Raw genomic sequence first — 14,462 nt, 5'->3', positions numbered from 1 at the left:
CATGGGAATATCCTCTCACAGATAGGGTTCCCTCCTAATTTCTTGGGGCGGTTCAGTATTTCCAGAACATACCCGGTTTGCTGCCTTTCAATGCAGCCCCAAGGTTGCGCGGATTATCCTGTTTGGCGAGGCGTTTTTGCAGGTATTCAAGGATGCGTCTGGAGATTTGCGGGTCAAGTTTGTCCAGTTCGCGTTCGGCACTATCGGAAAATTCAATTTTCCATGCCATAACGCTTCAAGACTTCTTCCAGGGGAACCGTTTTGCTTTTGCCGTTTTGGATATCGCGCAGCCGCTGTTCGGCAAGGTGCAGATCGGCAAGGTCTTCCAAATATTCAAGAATAGCCTCGGTAACATAATCACTTTTGCTTCGTCCGGTCGCCTGGGCAAGCGCGTCCAGGCGATTTTCGAGTTCGATGGGTAATTCGATAGTTAGCATGGGATTCTTCCGTTGTCAGATTGCAGGGTGGGGCTTGCCCCACCCTGCGGTTTTGAACGGGCGGTATGGTTCGGTTCAATACGGCAAATAGCGTTTGAGCAGGTCAATGAAGCGGTCAGTGTCGTGAAATTCGCCGATGGCGTTGAAGTTCCAGCCGCCCGCGCCGCGTACCACGCTGGCGAAGGTCATGGCGCAGGCGTGGTTTGCCGGGTCGCTGCCGATGTTGTAGCGGCAGATTTCCTGGCCTTTGCCGTCCACTGCGCGGATGTGGGCGCGGCGCACCCCGGCGAAGCTCTGTTTGCGTTCGTGGCCTTTGTAGATGGCTACCGCAAAGATGATTTGCCGGTAGGCGTCGGGCAGGGTGTCCAGCGCGACTTCGATTTGTTCGGCGTCGCCGCTCGTACTGCCGCTCTGGTTGTCGCCGGAGAGGCGCACTTTGCCGCTGGGGTGAACGAGCGCGTTGTAGAAGACGACGTCGCCGCCTTCCAGCGTCGGTCGGCCATTCGCGCCGATTTTGCCGAGGTTGCGCACTTTGCCGTGTTCGTCCAGGAGGAAGGCAACGGCATCGAGGTCGTAGGCGGGTGTGCTTGGCGCGATGTCCCAGCCGAGGCCGACGGTGAGGCGCGAGAGGTCGTAGCCGGATTCTTTGCGCAGGCTGACGCCCTGGCCTTTTTGCAGGGTGATGGCCATGGTTTACAGCACGATGTTGAGTTCGGGTGGCGGCGGCGGCAGTTCGTCCAGTCCGCTGACTTCTTTGCCGCTTTCGATTTTTTGGCTGGAGACGGAGATGGAGGCGGAGACCCATTTGAAGAAGCTCTTGAGGGTGCTGGAGTCGGCGGTGTCGAGCGAGACGACGGTTTCGGTGATGCGTTTCAGCGTGCCGGTGTCGGCGCCGGGACCGGCGGCGCAGGCGACAAAGGTGCCGGTTTTGACCTGGCGGATGGCGTTGATGCCGCGGTCGAGGTCGTCGGTCGGCGCGCCGTCGGTGAGGAGGAAGACGACCGGCTTCCAGTCGCCTTTTTGTTCGGCGCTGCCTTTGACGACTTCGCGCTGGATGCAGTCGGCGAGCAGGCTGAGCGCTTCGCCCATCGCGGTCATGCCGTTGGCTTGCAGGTTGGGCAACTGGAAGCTGGTGAGTTCGGTCAGCGGGGTGAGCTGGCGCGCGCTGCTGTCGAAGGCGATGACGGAGAGGTAAGCGGTTTCGAGCGCGTAAGGGTCTTGCATCAGCGCGGAGAGCATGACTTGCAGGCCGTTGCGCACGGCTTCGATGGCTTCGCCGTGCATCGAGCCGGAGGTATCAACGAGGAGGTAAACGGGGAGGCGTCGCATGGGGTTTTCCTGGTTTTGTAAGAACCTGTTTAGCGTTTCTGCGCGAGGCGTCCGCTGATACAGACTGGCTGCACGGCAAGGCGCGAAACGCAGGTAATAGCGGGACTATTGCCAAGTTTCGCAACGCAGCCGTGTGGTCAAGATGTGTCGGCGGCGTCCGTGCCAGAGACACTAAACAGGTTCTAAGGTAAAAGGCAGTCCGCGCGGGACTGCCGGGGCGGGTCAGAGGTGCGGCTGGATCAGCGGCAACAGGAGGTCGGGCGTTTCGCCACGGCCGTTTTCGCCAATGGCGTGCATTTTCCATTCGCCGTTGTGGCGGTAGAGTTTTGCCATGATTTGCGCGTTGTGACTGCCCTGGGCGGAGAGGTCGTAGCGCGCGATTTCTTTACCGCTTTGCCCGTCAACGAGACGGCAGTAGGCGTTTTCGACCTGACTGAAGTCCTGGCCGGTGTAGTTATTGACAGTGAAAACCAGCGATTTGATGTTCGCCGGCACCCGCGCCAGATTGACCGCGATTTGTTCGTCGTCGCCGTCGCCCGCGCCGGTGCGGTTGTCGCCGCTATGCTGGATAGAGCCGTCGTTGCTGCGCAGATGGCCGAAATAGACGAGGTCAACCGGATGATTATTGTCATCGAACATGAAGCAGGAGGCATCGAGGTCAATTTCCTGATTGCGGCCAAAGCCGAACAGCCCTTTCTTTTTGGCAACGTCCCAGCCAAGCCCCATGACGACGCTGGTGAGCGCGCCGCCCGCTTCTTTTTCCAGAGAGATTTTCTGGCCTTTTTGCAGATTGACTGCCATAAGTACTCCTTTGATTTCAGGATGAATTACAGGTGCGGAAAGCGGGGCGATTGTAGCAGTTTTGCCCTGGCGCTACCGATATAATGCCCGCCCGATTGCCGCCCTGCCCTGCCCTTCCATGAGCCATATTCACAACCTGCCCGATGGCCGCCTGACCCTCACCATTGACCGCGCCGACCTGCCGCCCGACGAACTCTTTGCCATAGGCGCCCGCGCCAACCCGCGCCGCGCCTTCCTCTTCGTCAGCAAAGTCCTCGGCAAACACTGGCCGGTGGCGACTGCGACCCTCGCCCGCATCCACCAGGCACTCGCCGCCAAACTGCCCGATGACCTGCCCGCGCCGGTACTGTTCATCGGCATGGCGGAGACGGCAACCGCGCTGGCACAAGGCGTGTTTGAGGCGTGGCTTGCGCGCGCGCCGCAGAGCGAGACACTCTACCTGCACACCAGTCGCCTGCGCGTCGCCGGGGCGGAAACCCTGCCCTTTGCCGAAAGCCACAGCCACGCCAGCCAACAATGGCTGCACCTGCCGAATGACGCCGAAAACCGCCGCCGCTTCCACGCCGCGCGCAGCCTCGTCCTCATCGACGACGAACTCTCCACCGGCGACACCTTCCGCGCCCTCACCGCCGCGCTGGCGCCGCACCTGCCCGCCCTGCAACACACACACTGGCTCTGCCTCACCGACTTCAGCCCGGCCACCGCCGACACCATCCCGCGCCACAGCCTGCTGCGCGGCAGTTGGCAATACCACGCCCAACGCACCCCGCCCGCCGCCGCAGCCACCGCCGAACGCGCCATCACCATTGCCGACAGCGGCCACGGCCGCCTCGGTATCCGCCACGCGCTGCAATTGCCAAAAGCACTCCTGGCGCGACACAGCATCCGGGCGGACGCGCGCGTCCTCGTCCTCGGCACCGGCGAATACATCCACCCACCCGCCGTCTATGCACGCGAACTGGCACAGTACAGCGGCGCGCAAGTATGGCTGCAATCCAGCACCCGCTCCCCGGCATACATCTGGGGCGCGCTCACCCACAAACGCGACTTTGCCGACCCCTACGACGCGGGCGTGCCCTACTACCTCTACAACCTGCCGCCCGCACACGACTACGACCACATCCACATCTGCCACGAACACCCGGCAAACCCCGCCCTGCGCGACACCGCCGCTGCATTGGGGGCGCAACTGGTGCAACTGACACAACCATAACGCCCGGCAACCACAGGCCGGACATGAATGACCCGGGGCTGTTGGCAATTCCGTTCTGCGAATGCCCACAGAACGGCTCCCTCCCCCGTGGGAGGGCCGGGGTGGGGGCAGCAAATGAACCGCGCAGCGACCACCCAAACGAATGACAAACCGCCCCCAATCTTCCGCCAAATCATGCCCTCTCCACAGAGCAACCCATCCGCTTCCCCGACAAAAAACCCCATGCAAATCCTCCTCTTTGCCGACCTTGACGACACCCTCTTTACCAGCGGCCGCAAAGCACCGCCCGGCGACACGCATATCCCCGTCGCCTGGCGCCGCGACGGCAGCCCGGTTTCATACACCTCGCCCGTACAACAAACCCTGCTCGCGCACTGGCAGGCGCACGCCCGCATCATCCCCACCACCGCGCGCAACCACGACGCCTACCGCCGCGTCGCCCTCCCCTTCGCCGACCACGCCATCATCAACCACGGCGGCATCATCCTCAGCCCCGATGGCACACCCGACCGCGACTGGCTCGCACGCAGCCGTCGCCTGGCCGCCACCAGCCGCGACACCCTCGCCGCACTCGCCGCCCGCGTTGCAGACCCCACCCTCAACACCCGCCTCATCAGCGACCACGACATCCCCTTCTACCTCCTCGTCAAAAGTCCCGGCGGCGACCTGGCGGCGCTGGCGCGTGCCGCCGCCCGCCTGCGCCCGTACCTCGGCGAGCACTGCCGCCTGCTGCAAAACGGCAACAACCTCGCCGTCCTCCCCGCCTGGCTTGACAAGGCGCACGCCGTCGCCCACCTGCAACAACACTATCGCGCCCGATACGGCGCCATCCTCAGCATCGGCATGGGCGACAGCACGAGCGACCTGCCCTTCATGCGACACTGCGACTACCTGCTTACCCCGGCAGAAAGCCAGATTGCGCAATGCTGGGACGACGCGACCGCGCCCTGAATACAGCCACAAAAAAACGGGCGCGAAGCCCGTTTTTTTTTTGCATCAGATTACTCACTTTCCTGCCACCAATTTTCCAACAATAAGCCGTCTACCCGCGCAAATTCGCGGAGATTGTTGGTTACACAAACCAGTCCACGGCTGCGCGCATGACCGGCAATCATATAGTCGTAACCCCCAATGGGCTTTCCCTGCTGTGTCAATGTGGCGCGAATCTCCGCCGTATGCGATGCGGCAAGTGCGTCATAATCAAGTACAGCCAAATTGGCAACGAAATACTCAATTTCAAAGCGATTACGCGTCGGGTTCGAGGAACGCGCGGCACCAAAATACAATTCCATCAGGGTCACGGAGCTGATACAAACGTCATCCTGCCAGATGGAAAGTTTTTCTACCACTGATAACGGCTTGCGTTTGATGGCGTAGATACAAATATTGGTATCCAGCATATATTTCATCATGAATCGAACCCTTCGCGAATTTGCGCTTCAGGTTGTTCGCGTTCATTCAGGCAATCTTCAGTCAATTGCGACGGACAACTGGCCCATACCCGCCAGCGTTCCCCGGCAGGGGTCAGAATCCGTGCATCGCCGACGCGGATAATTTCTACCTGTTCGATATGTTCAGGGAATGCGACAGCGGGCGGCAGGGAGATGGTCTGGTTATTGCGATCTTTATGAATGGTTGCGGTAGTCATGGTTATTCTCCGTCATTAAATCTGTTTGCGGCGAGTATAGCCCTTCGCCCGCCACAAAAAAACGGGCGCGAAGCCCGTTTTTTATCACCGAAAATCAGTTGTTCACTTTCGGGGATTCTTGCCCTTTGCTCTTGTCGAGGCCGGTGTATTTGAACTCGAAGGAGACGTCAAAGGGTTTCCACCATTTGCCCACGCCGGTTTCGGCATCGGTGTGGCGGTGCATACCGGCCTTCGGTGGCGGCTCGATGTGGTAAGTCACTTTGTAGTTGCCTACGCCGAGCATTTTGATGTTCTGGCCGTAGTGCGGGCCGTCGCTGGCGACCATCGGCATGAAGGTGCCTTCCTGTTTTGCCTTGGTGTCGAGGTTTTCCAGGGTGTAGGTGATGGTCAGGTAGGGCATCCACTCGCCTTCGCCAAAGCCGTTCTGGTTGCCTTTGGTGGCGTGGATGTCCGCTTCGAGGTGCACGTCGGATTCGGCGGCGGAGAGTCCCATGCCGCGCGGCTCCATGTCGATCGGTTGCAGATAGACTGCCGCAATTTCCATCTCGTTGATGGTTTGCGGTTCGCCAGCCGGGTATTCGGTGAAGGCGAAGGCGCTGCCTGCGGTCATGAGGATGGCGGTTGCCATTACGCTTTTTTTGATGCTCATTGATACCTCCTGTTAAGGTTTTTGAGCGGGTTGAGGAAGGGTTGTTTCGTCTTTTTTGCGCCAGAACAGTACCCAGAGGGCGAACAGTGCGGCGGCAAGCAGGGCGAGTTGCGGCACAATCGTCTCCCAGTAGGGCATGATGCCGAGCCAGTCACCCATCCATTTGGGGAAGAGGGTGCCGTCGCCAATCAGCGTCGGGGTGAAGGCCTTGCCTTCGATCAGTTCGGCGACGCCTTTGCCGGCGAAGATGAAGGCCATGATGTACATGAAGATGCCGGTGAACATGAAGAACGGCTTGAGCGGCAACCGCACCACGCTGTAGCGCATGATGACGTACACCACCGCCAGCGCGACGATGCCGACCGCCAGCCCGGCGAAGAGGTAGCCGTAATCGAGCGCGCTTTTCGCTTCGGCGGCGAGGGCAAAGTAGAAGAGTACGGTCTCCGCGCCTTCGCGGTAAACGGCAAGGAAACTGGTCAGCCACAGGCCGACAAGCGAGCCTTGCGAGAGCGAGGTGCCGATTTTTTTCTGCAAATAGGCTTTCCAGTGCTGCGCTTCCACTTTGGAAAGCAGCCAGTAGCTCATGCCGAACAGCATCAGCACCGCTATCAGCATGGTGACGCCTTCGAGGATTTCGCGCCCGGCAGCGGCGTTGGACAGCAGCCATTTGAACAACAGCGCGGTGATGACGCTCGCCACCAGCGCCCAGACGACCGAGCCGGTAATGACGCGCTGTTTGTCGCTGTGGCCGCTCTTGTGAATGTAGGCGATGACGGCGGCGACAATCAGCAGCGCTTCCAGCCCTTCGCGCAGGATGATGGTCAGGCTGTAGATAAAGAGCGCGACGCCGCCCTGGTTGCCGCCGAGCATGGTCAGCGCCTTGTCGATATTGGCGGAGAAGGCGGCGATTTCCTTGTCAATGGCGGCGACGTCCTTGCCCGCGTTCATCAGGCCGACGATTTTGGTGAAATGCCCTTCCAGCTCCGTCTTGAAATTGACGTCGCGCGCGCCGATGGCGTTTTCCATCCCGCTCGCCTCAAACACATCAAAATAAGTGTCCTGCACCTGATTGACCGCCTTGGCGGTATCGCCCGCCTGATAGGTCGCCTTTGCCTGCGCCAGCGCAGTCAGCAGCTCCTTCTGCGTGCCCGACCAGTCCTTGCCGGCGGTAGCGCTGTCATCAACCGGCGGCGCGGCGCTTGCCGGGGCGGGTACGCCCTGCAACGCATCCTGCACGTCGCCGAGCAGGGTGGAGACGCCATAGCCGAAGGCATCAATCGAATCGTCCGAATCCGCCTGCTTCATCAGCGCGGCGAACTCGCGGTTAATCACCTCTGCCGCCCGCGCCGATTTCTGCTGACGGATGGTGGTTTCCATGTCGCTGTTCTTGAAGCCGTCGTACTGCGCCTGCTGCACCCGGCTTTTCGCCTCGGCGTGGTTGCCCTTTTCAAAGGCGGATACCGCCGCCGCCATGTGGTCATCCAACGCCTGATACGCCGTCGCCCAGCCGGGGTCAATGCCGTCCAGCGCCGAATGCGCGCCGTGCGCGACCAGCTTGTGCCCGCTTTCCAGCACCGGCACCACCTTTTGCACCTCGTCGCGCAACGCCTGCAAGCGCTGCTGCACCTCGTCCTGCGGCGCGCCGTTGCCAATCAGGCGGCGGATATTGCCAAATTCCGCCTCCATCTCCGCACTCTTCTGCGCGGAAATGTTGATGCGGATGGGGCCTTCGAGATTTTCAAAGACTTCAAAGTAAGCCATCTGCACCTTCTTCTTCGCCTCGTCGGTGTTGCCCTGCTGATAGAGCGTGTTGGCAGCGTCCAGCCGCTGCGCGATATCATCAGCAAAGGCGCGGTAATCCTGCGCGGCGAGCGGCAGCGCACAGAGAACGAACAGACAGAGGAAGAAACGGCGGATGGCGGCGGGCATGGCAAAGCTCCCTGAAAAACGAAAACGCTATTGTGGCAAATTCGCGCGGCGCGGTGCAAACACCGGCACAGATTCCGCTTCCACCTGCTTGTAAAAACGGCATTTTTTCTGTAATTGCAAGTACTAAAACAATTGAGAAACCTTGCCAATTGCACTATCCTGCCCGCCCCGTCAAGCAGAACCAACCCCATGTCCCGCATCATCCAGCCCGATGAATTTTGCAACAGCTTCCGTCCGCGCCTCATTCTGCCGCATTACCAGTACGACGAAATCCAGCACCGCCACGCCAACGGCTACGAAGAAGTCCTGCATATCAACGACCATTTCCGCCTTATCCGCGCCAGCCTGACCCTTGCCCGCCCGCTTGAGCACGCGCCCTTCGGCGGTTTCGGTTACATCGGCCTCTGCTTCACCTTCGCCGACGCCGACCCGAGCGCGCTCGCCCACCCGCACCTCTACCACCGCCGTATGAACATCAGCAACGGCTACCGCTACCGTGGCGGCATTGACCGCGCCCTGCACATCCCGCTCACCTACATCAGCCTGCGTTTTGACCGCGACTGGCTGAAAAACCTCGCTGCCGAACAGCCCCTGCCGCGCTGGATGCAGACATTACTTGGCGATAACGACATCATCGACCACATCGACATCCCGCCCGCCCTGCGCCAGCACGCCTGGCAAATGAGCCGCCTTCCCCTCGCTGCCACCCCTGCTGCCCGCCTGCGCCTTGAAGCCGCCGCCCTGGAATGGCTGGCGATGGCGCTTGAATGGCACAACACGCCGCCCGCGCCGGGCCAACGCATCGAACAGGCACTGGCCATCATCGAACACGAATACGGCGAACACCTCACCATTGCCAGCCTTGCCCGCCGCTGCGGCCTGAACGAATGCTACCTCAAGCGCCAATTCAAGGCGCAGACCGGCCAAAGCATTGCCCAGGCACTAAACGCGCGCCGCCTCGCCCGCGCCTGTGAGCTGCTGCGCCAATATCCCGAATACAGCCTGCGCGACATCGCCAGCCAGAGCGGCCATCCGCTCAACTACTTCTACCGCTGGTTTGAAAAATACCAGGGCGAAAGCCCCAGCGCCTACCGCGCCCGCCACAGCGGCAAAAATTCCCGAAATGACAGCGAAAAATTCCCGGAAACACCGTAGCTGCCACCCCCAAAAACCGATAATTGCGGGCATTGCAACCTTACCGGAGACAACCATGCAACCCCGCCCGCTCGCCCTCGCCTTGCTCGCTGCCCTGCCCGCCCTTGCCCACGGCGAAAACGCGACCACCCTGAAACCCATCACCCTCACCAGCGAGCAGGGCGCCAGCGAAAACAACTACACCCTCCCGGCGAACAGCACCGCCACCGGCCTCGACCTCAGCCTGCGACAGACGCCGCAAAGCGTCAGCATCGTCACCGCGCGCCAGCTTGACGACCAGCAGGCGAACACCCTCGGCCAGGCACTTGACCAAACGCCCGGTATCTACCACCGCACCTGGGGCAACACCAACAGCGGCTACAACATCTACCTCTCGCGCGGCTACACCCTCGACAACTACCGCATTGACGGCGCCAGTCGCCAAGGCATGAACGGCACCCAGGCCATCAACAACAGCGACAGCGCCATCTACGAAAGCCTCAGCCTCGTGCGCGGCGCGACCGGCCTTGCCAGCGGTACCGGCGAACCCGGCGGCGTTCTCGAACTCACACGCAAACGCCCGACGCGCGAAGCCCGCACCAGCATCGAAGCGGGCGGCGGCAACTGGAGCCACGTCCGCACCGTGCTGGACAGCAGCGGCGCACTCAACCGTGACGACAGCCTGCGCGGACGCGGTATCGCCGTTTACGACCACGGCGGCGACTGGCAACACCGCGCCAAACAAGACCGTGGCACCCTCTACGGCATCCTCGAATACGACCTCACCCCGGACACCACCCTCACCCTCGGCCTGCAACACAACCAAATGCGCGCGCGTGGCAGCGTCATGATTGGCTACGAAAACTACTACGGCGACCCGGCGCACGGCTACCGCTTCACCCCCTTCGGCCCGCGCGACAATGCCGGCACGCGCTGGTCATACAACCAGAGCCGCAGCAGCGAAATATTTACCCGCGTGAACCACCGCCTCAACGAAAACTGGCAGCTTGACGCCCAATACAGCTACAGCTTCGGCAAACGCGAACAAGAGTACGGCGTCGTCGGCAGCGTTGCCGTACAACACGACGGCACAGCGCGCCTCACCAGTGGCTACTGGGAACACGCGCCGAAAGAGCACAACCTTGACCTCAACATCAGCGGCAAATACCCGCTGTGGGGACGCGAACACGAACTCAAAATCGGCGCCAGCTACAACCACTACGACGACTACCACAACCCGCTCTACGCCCGTAACGTAACCCCTGGCGGCAACATCTTCACCTTCCAGGGCGACATTGCCCGCGTGGCTTACCCCTACAAAGGCATAGGTGGCGAAAAAAGCCACAGTGCCAGCCTCTACGCCAGCACCAACCTGCACCTGACCGACCGCTGGAGCATCCTTGCCGGGACGCGCCTCACCCACTGGCAGGCAAACAAACGCGACCACTACAACAACTTCAAAACCGAAACCCAAAAAGAAAACGCCATCCTCACCCCCTACCTTGGCACCAGCTACGACCTCAGCGACTGGCTCAGCGCCTACGCCAGCTACAGCACCATCTACAAACCACAAGACAAAGAAGACCAAAACCACCGCCGCCTTGACCCCGAACAAGGCAGCACCTACGAAATCGGGCTCAAAGGCGAATGGCTGGACGGCAAACTCGCGGCGGGCGCCGCCCTCTACCAGGGGCGCAAAAACAACATAGCCGTCAAGGCAGGCAAACACCCGGACGACACCGACTACTACCGCGCCGCCGACCGCGTCAAAAACCACGGCTGGGAAATTGGCATCGGCGGCGAAATCAGGGAAGGCTGGCTTATTAACGCCAGCTACAGCCACGACCACGCCAAAGACCGCAGCGGCAAACGCATCAACACCGACATCCCCGCCGACCAAATCAAACTGGCGACCAGCTACGCACCTGACAACCACTGGCAAATCGGCGCCAGCCTCAACTGGGATAGCAAAACCTGGGACACCCCGCGCATCAACGACCCCGTCATCCGCGCCGCCCACACCAACAAATCCCACACCACCGTTGACCTCATGGCACGCTACCGCGTCAACGACAACCTCCAGTTCGGCATCAATGCCAACAACATCTTCAACAGCAAATACCGCGTCTCCCTTGGCTACCACAACTACGGCGCCCCACGCCACATCATGGCGACCCTGCGCTACGAATTTTGAAACACCAATCCCCTGTGGGAGCCGGTAGAGGGTTGGGGCGGGGGCTGTCCGTAGGTTGGGTTAGCGAGGAACGAGCGTAACCCAACAAAAAAAATCGCGATAAAACGTTGGGTTACGGGCTTCGTCCTAACCCAACCTACGCCGGCTGTCGCCCCCTCCCCTGCGAAGCTGTAGAGACCTTCGGAGGATTGTCATATGGTAAACCGAAGCAAGACAACCCGCCGAAATACCCCCTCCCCCGTGGGGGAGGGTCGGGGTGGGGGCAGCAAACAACCCCGTGTAGCGACTGCAAAAAATCCCCCCTCCCCTGTAGGGCGAAGCCCGCAGCGGGGGAGACTTTCGGAGGATTGCCATATGGCAAACCGAAGCAAGACAAACCGCCGATATCCCCCTCCCCCGTGGGGGAGGGTCGGGGTGGGGGCAGCAAACAACCCCGCGTAGCGACCGCTGGCAACCCGAAGCGCGGCAACCCGCCGAAATACCCCTCCCCTGCAGGGCGCGCAGCGCCCGCAGCGGGCGGGTTCCCACGCAAAATGCGGGCGCATTTTGCGTGGGGCCCGGGGGAGGGTCGGGGTGGGGGTGAGCGATATAGCTCATGAACTGAAGTTACTGTCTTTGCAATGGTTTTACTGCCCTCGCCCCAGCCCTTTCTCTTGCTTCGCAAGCAATACTTGCCGCTACGCGAGCTGTTCCAGTCTCCCGCTGCGGACTTCGCCCTGCAGGAGATGGAGCATTTGAACATCCCCTTAACATCCACCAACCCGCTATACATACACCATAGCCGCTACCCTGTACGTAAATCCCCCTAACACCATGCTGCAAACCCTTACCACCGCCGCCGCCACGCTCCTCATCCTCCTCGCCTGCCATTACCTCTACCGCGCCTCACCCCAACAACACTGGCCGGGCGCGCCACCCGATCCTGCCCGCGCCCGCCGCCTCGCCTGGCGTTACGCCCTCGCCGCCCTGCTGCTCAACACCCTCGCCCTCGGCGGCTACAGTATCGCGACCAGCCTTGCCGTCGCCATGACTGCCCTTGGCCTGATGCCGCTTATCCCGCTGCTGCCGCGCATCTACCCGCCCAACCCCTTCCCCGCCCTCATTCGCTGGCTCAACGCGGGCGAACCCCGCCCCGCCTGGCTTGCCAAAATCGCCGCCGCCACCCTGCTCGGCTACCCCAGCTGCGTCCTGCTTGCCACCGCCAACTACCAATGGCAGCGCGGCAACGGCGGCGAAACCGTACGCTACCTCGCCATGTGGCACGGCAGCTACCTCTGGCTTGCCCTGCTCATCGCCACCAGCCTCGCCAAAAACGGCCGCGCCGCCTGCAAACAGCACCTCATCCTCCTCCTTGCCGCCTTCACCCTCTACCGCCTCAGCGCATGAAAACCCCCAGCCTTGCCACCCTCAAAACCCAACTGCCGCTGCACACCTGGAGCGGCATCCTCACCAGCCTCTTGCTCCTCATCTGCTTCCTCGCCGGCAGCCTCAGCGTCTATCGCGACACCCTCAACCGCTGGGCGACACCGCCGCAGACCGCGCACCCCTACGACCCCGCACAAACCGCCGCTCTCATCCGCGCCACCCTCGCCGCCCACCCCGAAGCCGCGCGCGAACTCACCCTGCACCTGCACGACCACGAAAGCGCGCCGCTCAGCTGGATTGACGCGCACCAACAAAAACACCACGCCTGGCTTGATGCCGACGGCCAACTGCACAGCCGCGCCGTGCGCGACACCCCGCTCGGCGACCTGGCCAACCGCCTGCACCAAACCGCAGGCATCCCCGGCACCCTCGGCCACGAAGACATCGGCCTCTTGCTGATGGGACTTGTCGCCATCCTCTACACCCTCGCCCTCAGCTCCGGCCTCATCCTCTACCTGCCAACCCTCGCCGCCAATTTCCTCGCGCTGCGCACCGACAAAAGCTGCCGCCGCGCCTGGCTGGACAGCCACAACCTGCTCGGCATCACCAGCCTGCCCTTCCACCTCATCATCGCCGCCACCACCGTCGTCTTCGCCTTTCACGACCTCATCTACGACGGCATGGACACACTCCTCCCCGAAGCACAGCGCATGGGCGGCCACGCCCCTGCCCGCCCCGGCGGCGCGCCCGTCCCGCCCGACCTGACTCGCCTCAAACTGCCGGAAGAACTACAAGCCCTCGCGCAAAAACACCGCGCCGACTACCGCGCCGACAGCATCACCTACCGCAACCTTGACCGCCCGGCGCTGGCAAGCGCCTACCAGCGCGGCAGCGTCGGCGGTATGCGCAGCGCCATTCACATCGCCAACCCCTACGACGGCCGCGAACGCTACACCAACCTTGCCACCGACCCCTACACCACCATAAGCGACAGCTACTTCCACCTGCACTTTGGCGACTACGGCGGCAGCATCGTCCGCGCCGCCTACTTCCTCCTCGGCATCATGGGCGCAGCGCTCTTCTACACCGGCAACCTGCTCTGGCTGGACAAACGCCCGCCCCGCCGCCACAAAACCGCCGCCACATTGCCCGCCCCCCGCCAGAGCGCACACATCATGGCCGCGCTCACCCTCGGCATCAGCTGGGGCTGCATTGCCGGCATCGCCGCCGCCTTCCTTGCCGCGCGCTGGTTGCACCCGCTGCCGCTCGCGCCGGCGACAACCCTCGCCAGCGCCTACTACCTCACCTTCCTCGCCGCCATCGCCTACAGCCAATGGCAAGGCGCGGGCAACAGCGCGGTGCCGCTCATCCGCTGCTGTGCCTGGCTGACCCTCGCCATCCCCGCCACCACCGCCCTGGGCGCGCTCGGCCTGCCGCCGCTCTTTGCCCGCAGCGACACCCTCGGCGTGGACGCGACCGCCCTTGTCCTCGGCCTCCTGTTGCATTACACCACCCGCCTGACCGCCAAACGCCTCGCACTCGCCCCGCCGCATAGCGTCTGGCATCGCGCCCCAAACCAAAACCCCGGCCTCTGACCGGGGTTTTGCCGCGCCCTCCCCTGCGAAGCGGGGGCGTAAAAAACCGCATAGCGACCGCATCTAAAACGATGCAAACCGCCCCTTGGAGCCTGTTCAATAATTCCGGTTATCCACACAAATTTGAATTGCTGCGCCAAATTGTCCCCCCTCCCCTGCAGGGCGCGC

Annotated in this window: 15 protein-coding genes; 6 read left to right on the top strand and 9 right to left on the bottom strand. The window is 62.1% G+C overall.

Annotated features, from left to right (window positions below):
- Positions 1–52 precede the first annotated feature (52 nt).
- From ACO54Z_RS00190 to ACO54Z_RS00170, 5 genes are all read right to left on the bottom strand, one after another.
- A complete protein-coding gene (locus tag ACO54Z_RS00190; protein ID WP_485995208.1) occupies positions 53–229 on the bottom strand; it encodes a type II toxin-antitoxin system RelE family toxin in 177 nt (58 codons plus the stop codon).
- Positions 213–437, bottom strand: a complete 225-nt coding sequence (gene relB / locus ACO54Z_RS00185) for a type II toxin-antitoxin system RelB family antitoxin (protein WP_485995207.1) — start codon at positions 435–437, stop codon at positions 213–215. The genes ACO54Z_RS00190 and relB overlap by 17 nt, the downstream gene beginning before the upstream one ends.
- Positions 438–512: 75 nt before the next feature.
- Entirely contained in the window at positions 513–1,127 is a 615-nt protein-coding gene (locus ACO54Z_RS00180) for a TerD family protein (protein WP_485995206.1), read from the bottom strand.
- Between the two features lie 3 nt (positions 1,128–1,130).
- Entirely contained in the window at positions 1,131–1,766 is a 636-nt protein-coding gene (locus ACO54Z_RS00175) for a vWA domain-containing protein (RefSeq protein WP_298079307.1), read from the bottom strand.
- Between the two features lie 222 nt (positions 1,767–1,988).
- Positions 1,989–2,567 (bottom strand): TerD family protein, encoded by a 579-nt coding sequence (locus ACO54Z_RS00170; RefSeq protein ID WP_485995205.1) that lies wholly within the window; start codon positions 2,565–2,567, stop codon positions 1,989–1,991.
- A 118-nt stretch (positions 2,568–2,685) separates the two neighbouring features.
- On the opposite strand from ACO54Z_RS00170, the gene ACO54Z_RS00165 reads away from it, so the two are divergent.
- Positions 2,686–3,780 (top strand): phosphoribosyltransferase domain-containing protein, encoded by a 1,095-nt coding sequence (locus tag ACO54Z_RS00165; RefSeq protein WP_485995204.1) that lies wholly within the window; start codon positions 2,686–2,688, stop codon positions 3,778–3,780.
- Positions 3,781–4,002: 222 nt separating this feature from the next.
- Complete coding sequence (locus ACO54Z_RS00160; RefSeq protein ID WP_485995203.1) at positions 4,003–4,731, top strand: HAD family hydrolase; 729 nt, start codon at positions 4,003–4,005, stop codon at positions 4,729–4,731.
- Between the two features lie 50 nt (positions 4,732–4,781).
- Here ACO54Z_RS00160 and vapC read toward each other — a convergent pair whose 3' ends face one another.
- From vapC to ACO54Z_RS00140, 4 genes are all read right to left on the bottom strand, one after another.
- Positions 4,782–5,192: a type II toxin-antitoxin system tRNA(fMet)-specific endonuclease VapC gene (gene vapC / locus ACO54Z_RS00155; RefSeq protein ID WP_366916248.1), complete on the bottom strand. Its 411-nt coding sequence runs from the start codon at positions 5,190–5,192 to the stop codon at positions 4,782–4,784.
- Positions 5,189–5,428, bottom strand: a complete 240-nt coding sequence (gene vapB / locus ACO54Z_RS00150; protein WP_298078851.1) for a type II toxin-antitoxin system VapB family antitoxin — start codon at positions 5,426–5,428, stop codon at positions 5,189–5,191. Before vapB ends, vapC begins: the two co-directional genes overlap by 4 nt.
- A 94-nt stretch (positions 5,429–5,522) precedes the next feature.
- Positions 5,523–6,077, bottom strand: coding sequence for an iron transporter (locus tag ACO54Z_RS00145; RefSeq protein ID WP_485995202.1), 555 nt, complete (start codon positions 6,075–6,077; stop codon positions 5,523–5,525).
- A gap of 12 nt (positions 6,078–6,089) precedes the next feature.
- Positions 6,090–8,006, bottom strand: a complete 1,917-nt coding sequence (locus ACO54Z_RS00140) for an FTR1 family iron permease (protein WP_485995201.1) — start codon at positions 8,004–8,006, stop codon at positions 6,090–6,092.
- Between the two features lie 189 nt (positions 8,007–8,195).
- On the opposite strand from ACO54Z_RS00140, the gene ACO54Z_RS00135 reads away from it, so the two are divergent.
- The 4 genes from ACO54Z_RS00135 (at position 8,196) to ACO54Z_RS00120 (ending at position 14,294) form a co-directional block, all read left to right on the top strand.
- Positions 8,196–9,161 carry a helix-turn-helix transcriptional regulator gene (locus ACO54Z_RS00135; protein ID WP_485995200.1) on the top strand — a complete coding sequence of 322 codons (966 nt, stop codon included), beginning with the start codon at positions 8,196–8,198 and terminating at the stop codon, positions 9,159–9,161.
- Positions 9,162–9,216: 55 nt separating this feature from the next.
- Positions 9,217–11,334 (top strand): TonB-dependent siderophore receptor, encoded by a 2,118-nt coding sequence (locus ACO54Z_RS00130; protein WP_485995199.1) that lies wholly within the window; start codon positions 9,217–9,219, stop codon positions 11,332–11,334.
- Between the two features lie 813 nt (positions 11,335–12,147).
- Entirely contained in the window at positions 12,148–12,720 is a 573-nt protein-coding gene (locus ACO54Z_RS00125) for a hypothetical protein (RefSeq protein WP_485995198.1), read from the top strand.
- On the top strand, positions 12,717–14,294 hold the full coding sequence (locus ACO54Z_RS00120; RefSeq protein WP_485995197.1) for a PepSY-associated TM helix domain-containing protein: 1,578 nt from the start codon (positions 12,717–12,719) through the stop codon (positions 14,292–14,294). Before ACO54Z_RS00125 ends, ACO54Z_RS00120 begins: the two co-directional genes overlap by 4 nt.
- Positions 14,295–14,462 lie beyond the last annotated feature (168 nt).

Source organism: Cardiobacterium sp. (assembly GCF_057314735.1).
Note: the sequence above shows the minus strand (reverse complement) of the source record. Positions and strands in the feature narration are given on the sequence as shown.